Annotated in this window: 3 protein-coding genes; all 3 read right to left on the reverse strand. The window is 35.3% G+C overall.

Annotated features, from left to right (window positions below; all coding sequences use genetic code 11):
* Positions 1–313 precede the first annotated feature (313 nt).
* From D6734_10955 to D6734_10965, 3 genes are read right to left on the reverse strand one after another with little or no spacing between them, the layout of a single operon-like run.
* The gene (locus tag D6734_10955; GenBank protein RMF93042.1) at positions 314–1,522 is read right to left on the reverse strand and encodes a hypothetical protein; all 1,209 of its coding nucleotides are present in this window, start codon (positions 1,520–1,522) and stop codon (positions 314–316) included.
* Positions 1,523–1,562: 40 nt separating this feature from the next.
* Positions 1,563–2,450 carry a dTDP-4-dehydrorhamnose reductase gene (rfbD, locus tag D6734_10960; GenBank protein RMF93043.1) on the reverse strand — a complete coding sequence of 296 codons (888 nt, stop codon included), beginning with the start codon at positions 2,448–2,450 and terminating at the stop codon, positions 1,563–1,565.
* A 26-nt stretch (positions 2,451–2,476) separates the two neighbouring features.
* A complete protein-coding gene (locus D6734_10965) occupies positions 2,477–5,311 on the reverse strand; it encodes a polysaccharide biosynthesis protein (protein ID RMF93044.1) in 2,835 nt (944 codons plus the stop codon).
* Positions 5,312–5,831: the final 520 nt, after the last annotated feature.

A 5,831-nucleotide genomic window follows, 5' to 3' on the forward strand; every position in this document is an offset into this window, starting at 1 on the left:
CTCTATGCGAGCGCAATTTAGGATAAGCTGATATTCTGGCAATAGCTGTTTCATATTACTATTATATTTTTTGATAAGAATATTACCAGTTTTTTAATTGTTAAAAAAGGAGAGTCACTTGGCCATTTTCTAAAATATTCAGTTCGGATAAATGCTTTATCAAGCCGAGACTTGATCAAAAGGTGGAATTAACACTCAAATTTTTTATTGAGAATAGCGTAATGTGCTCTCTGCAGATTGTAAAATAGAGCTTCATTAAGAAATATAAAGTTTATTATTTTTACCTGATGATAATATGTTTTGAATTAAGAAATTACTGTTGTGTTCGAGATCGCTCAACATATTCAAGAAGAAAAGACATAAATACTCCAATAAATAGCGAACTAATCCCTGCAATCAATACCATAACTGTTCGCTTTGGTTTATATCTTCGTTCCGGAACTTTTGCTTCATCTATGATTACAAAATCTACTGATTCCTTGTTTTCATCGATTTTAGCTATTTCATGTTGTTGTGAGAGCAGTTCATAGATCTTTTCATATATCATCATATCTCGTTTTAGACGAATATATTGAAGTCCTGTGTCAGGGGCTTCTGTTAGCGGTTGAAAAACTGAATCAGCGTCCTTCCCCTTGCCTGCAGTTTTATCCTTTATCCCAGATTCAATCTCATCTATCTGTTTTTTCAACTGGGAAATTTCATCTTTGAGCTTTAATACTTCAGGATTTTTTTCTGTAGCAAATTTTTTCATAACACCAAGTTCTATCTGTTTTGAAACGAGCTTTGCTTTCAATTCTGCAAGGGCTTTAATCAGCGCCTCCGTTTGGGCATCGAGTGAAAGTACTTTTGAATTTTCCTGAAATTTTGCTAAACGTTCCTCTGCATCTTTCAATTTTGTTTTGGTTTTATTCAATTCCTTTTCAATTTCAATTCTGTTCTTTTTTGCTACTGTAAATGTCTTTTCATTCAGCGCTTTTTGAAGTTCCTTTGTAAATTGATTTGCAATCTTTGCGCAAAGTTCAGGATCTTTATATGTTACTGTGATTGTTATTAAACCCGATTTAATATCTCTTGAAATAGAAATGATTTTATTCAATTTCTTAATAGTGTCTTCCATATATGGCTCTTCATCTTCCCATCTTTGCTCTTCTTCGTCCCATTCATCCTCGAAGAAAACCTTTTTTAATTCTAATGAATTTATTACTGCTTCGGATACACTTCGACTTTTCAGTACATTATATATTTTGTTCAATGGATTGGAAGTTGCCGCTGACCCTAAAAAAGCTCCTGCAAAAGGAATTGAACTCAGCTGTGCCGCAAGTCCTTGCGAAGCGGAGGAAGATACAGGCATTATTGTTGTTTGGGCGCGGTAGATTTTGGTCATAATTAAACTTACAATAGCTGTAAGTATAACAGAAGCAAAGAAAAGATTACGGATGAATTTCTTATGCTTTACGATTACGCGCCAATAATCCAGAAGATTGATTTCATCTTCTTCATATTGATTGTTTATTGTTTCCATTGCATTTAAAATTTTCTTCGAATTGCAGGATATAATCCCTTCAATCTTTTACATAGATCTTCAGATATTTTTCCAATGATTCTTCCCAAGTGGGCATTTTATTCATATTTAAAACATTGAGCTTCATATTTACCATTGCTTCTGATCTCCCTCGTGGCGCGGGAAGTGGGAAATGTGCAGATGATACGGGAACTACTCTTTTTTTCTCTTTTAACCCCATCAACTCAATCAATTTACATGCATATTCATATCTCGTGCATTGCCCTTTGTTGGCGGAATGATAGATGCCCGGACGTCCGTTTTTTACTATTCTTACGATTGATTCAGAAAGGTCAAAAGTGAAAGTAGGGCTTCCAACTTTATCATTGACAGCTTTTATTTCATCATTTTTCTTCAAAAGTTCAATAATCTTTCTCGTAAATTTTTTATCAATGTCCCATCCGCCAACCATCCACCCCGCCCGAATGATGTAATGCTCTTCAACAAGTCTAATTACAGCTTTCTCTCCCTCGAGTTTGCTTCTGCCGTAAACATTGGAGGGATTGGGAAGGTCATATTCGGTATAGGGTTCAGGCGCAGTACCGTCAAAGATGGCAGAAGTGGAGATGTATATCATTGGAAGGTTTTTTTCGCGGCATACCATTGCAATGTTTTCTGTTGCAATATAGTTGCTTCTATATGAATGTTCAGGATCTTTTTCACAAAGGTCAACATCTGTTTCTGCGGCAAGATGAAAGACAATTTCGGGATTCTCTTTTTCTATAAACTCCTTTACTTCATCGAAATTTCTGACATCGAGTTTCTCTATGGTACTTTCTCTTAAATTGATATCAGTCCTTATTACATCGTATCCATTTTTTTCAAGACAGGGACAAAGATCAGAACCAAGCATCCCTGCGGCCCCTGTAACTAATGCTTTCTTAGACAATGAATATTTATCCTCCTATGTTTATACTATCTTAATATGGCTCCAAAAACTATTCCCACTGTTGCCGCTACATTGGCAACTGTACGCGATATTGAGTCAGCCATCTTCAAGAAATCTACTTTTTCAAGCTTTGTTGGAACAACGATTGTGTCGCCCGGTTCAACTTTTATATTCATAAAACTTGGCGTAAACCAACCAAAAGAGTCAGGATTCCAGGAGCGTCCCTGCAAGCGAGATATTGTTGTCCCGTCTGCCCGAACGAGGTAGATTTCGCTTTTATTTGCTTTGTTTGTTGGACCGCCCACTTGGGCGAGATAATATGAAACAGTTTTCCCTTTTTGATAAAGTATAGATTGGGGTGTATAGACCTCTCCTAACAATGAAACAGTTGAAGGATATTTTGGAATTTCAAGAGTATCTCCGTCTTCAAGCTCAAAATCATATGGAGAATTTTCGAATTTATCGAGAGGTGCAAGTTTGACAACCATTCTCCCAATAACAGTTGCGGCTTTGAACTTTTTCACTAATTCTTTTTTATATTTTAGAGATTCTTCTTTTGCCCTTGCTTCTTCAGGAGACATAGTGGCATATTCAGCTATAATTGAAGATTGCAGAATATCCTTTTCGAGATTGGTTATGATTTCATCAAGGCGCGACCTGATTTGTTTTTCCACTGATTTTCTCGTAAATATTGCCCCTTTCAGATACGCTTTATCTGTATAACCACCAGCCCTTCTAAGAACTGAGCTGAGTTTTTCACCTTTTTTGAATATGTAATCCCCCGGAAACTTTACTTCGCCTTTGAGTGTTATTTTCATTCCTGCATTTTCCCATTCAGGTATGATTCTTATGAATACGGTGTCATCAGGTTTCAAAAAGATGTTGTTTTTTTCATCTCCTGCCAATGCTTTCGCCAAATTGATGTAAATGCTTCTTTGAGTGATGACATCATCTTTGATTTCCCTTCTGACAACTTCAGCATTGAGTTTATATGCGCTTCTCAGGATATTGCCTGCAAGATAGACGAGGTCTGCTACTCTCATTTTATCGATATATTCATATTCACCGGGATATCTTACTTCACCATTGATAGTTACATTCTCTTTTTCTTTCATTTCATCTTTTGAGAAGATAGTAATCCTGTCAAGCGGCCGAAGCAGGAGATTTTCTTCTTCTGAACCTTCAAAAAGTTTTTTGATATTGAAAGAAAGCTGTTCTTCCTGATAGTCAGGCATTTTTAGGCGAACAATTCTTGCATATTTGAGATAAGTTTCGGGCAGAAGGTCGTCGTAAGAAGTAACAATATCTTTGATTCGCATTCCTTCTTTGAGTTCATAACCACCGGGCCTTTTCACATTGCCTTCTAAATAGACTATATTCTCAATTTTGCTGTATATTGGATAAACTTTGACAAGGTCTCCATCTTGAACTGATATGTTTATTTCAGGCTTTTCTAATAGATCTTCTTTTTTGGAAATATTGACATCAAGAACAATTCTCTGTTTATGCGCTATGACGCGTTCAACCTGAACTCTTTTTGTCATTCCATAAGGAGAAATTCCACCGCAATATTGAAATAGCTCATAGAGTGTTATCTTATCTTCAAATTCATATATTGCAGGCCTTTTAACAAAACCTGCCACAGCAGCAGTCTTCTTAATTATTGGTACGAAAACAACATCGCCGGATTGAAGTTGTATATCTTGTGTTTTACTTCCGTTCAAAAGAAAATCATAGAGATCAAACTTGAATGATTCGCTATTTCTGTTTATTCTTATATCGCGCAAACTACCATCTTTGGTGGGACCGCCGGCTGAGTAGAGGGCATTTAAAGCTGTTGATAAGGATGATAGCGTATATGAGCCGGGATTTTTCACTTCTCCTACGACGAAAACCTTGATTGCCTTTAAGCGGTCCATTACAATATTCATTTTAAAGTCAGTATAGTATTTAGAAAATTCCCGACGGAGATATTTTTCCATCTTTTCAAGAGTCATTCCCCAGACTTTTAAGCTTCCAATCTTCGGTATTGTGATTTCTCCATTTCTGTCAACCCTTACTGGATAGCTTGCATCAAATCTTCCCCAAATATTGATTGTAAATTCATCATCAGGGCCTATTACATAATCAGGGCCTGCGGGTACATTTGTTACTGGTGCAAAGGTGGAGATCTCTTCGTTGAAAAAGTCATAGCCGAATTGTCTCAAATCCTTTGTTACTTCTGCGGGTATTTTTTCTGCATAAAGCCGTTCTATTTTTGAGCGTGGTCCTTTTATCTTTTCTGGTGTGACTTCTCCAACAGGTCTTTCATATGCTTTTATTTTTCTTTGTCTTCTAAGAATATCTTCAACTTTTGTTCTTATGGCAGGTGGAAATTTTTTTAATTGTTCTGCTTCCTTTTGAGGATCTACTTCTGGCTTTTTAAGCATCTTTTCAACTTGAATCCGATATATTAATGGAATCTCTTCAAGCTCATCTTCAAGAGACCTCTCTTTTTGTATCTTTATTTCTTCCTCATATCTTCCTCTTTCTCCTTCATATCCTTTTCTTTCTTCATAAGGTACTTCGTAAATTTCTCTTTTGCCTGGAACGGCTGGTTTTCTATAGAGTTCTTTTTCCTTTTGTTGCCGCAGGAACATCTCAACTTTGGAGCGCTCTTCAGGTGTAAGTTTATCAAGCTCTTCGCGTGGGATTTTGTAGTTGAAGTTTTGTGCAGAAACTATGAACGATGAGGTCAAAGTAAATAAGATGATGACTATAAAATATTTGAAAATTATCTTCTTCAACTTGGTATCTCCTAAAAAAATTAAGTTATCAATATATAGTTGTATGAGAAAGATTGTCAAAAGAATTTTTAGCATAATCGATGAATCTCATCCATTGGACAATTCTCTTTCATATTATCATTATTATATTCTATTTCAACATTTCATTTTTTGATTTTCTTAATGAACTTTAATAATAAAGAAATATTGCCATAAATGTTTTTTATCTATCATACTTTCCTTTTTGAACTTTTCCTGCTTCTTATAATAATCAGATACTACTAAACAGAGAGAATGAATTAACTGCTCAAAGTGGACAATGGCTGATGTGAGAAGAAATGATACAATTCAACTGACAGTGGCGGAATTTCTTAGCCCTCTATGATCGATCATTCGGCAGACTGAAGATGACTAAGTAAAAGACAAAAAAAATTTGGGATTAAAAAAATCCTATTGTTGCATTCTGGGTGTTTTTGCATTAATTTTAAATAAACTTTGTATATTTTTCCTATTATATTTTTGGGGAGGGAATCATTTAGTATTGACAACATCTTTCTGATTTGTGTAGAATTTTGTCATTAATTATAATTATATCAACTAATAGAATATTTTTTTA

The sequence above is a fragment of the Candidatus Schekmanbacteria bacterium genome (assembly GCA_003695725.1).
In the GTDB taxonomy this organism is placed as follows: Bacteria; Schekmanbacteria; GWA2-38-11; order GWA2-38-11; family J061; genus J061.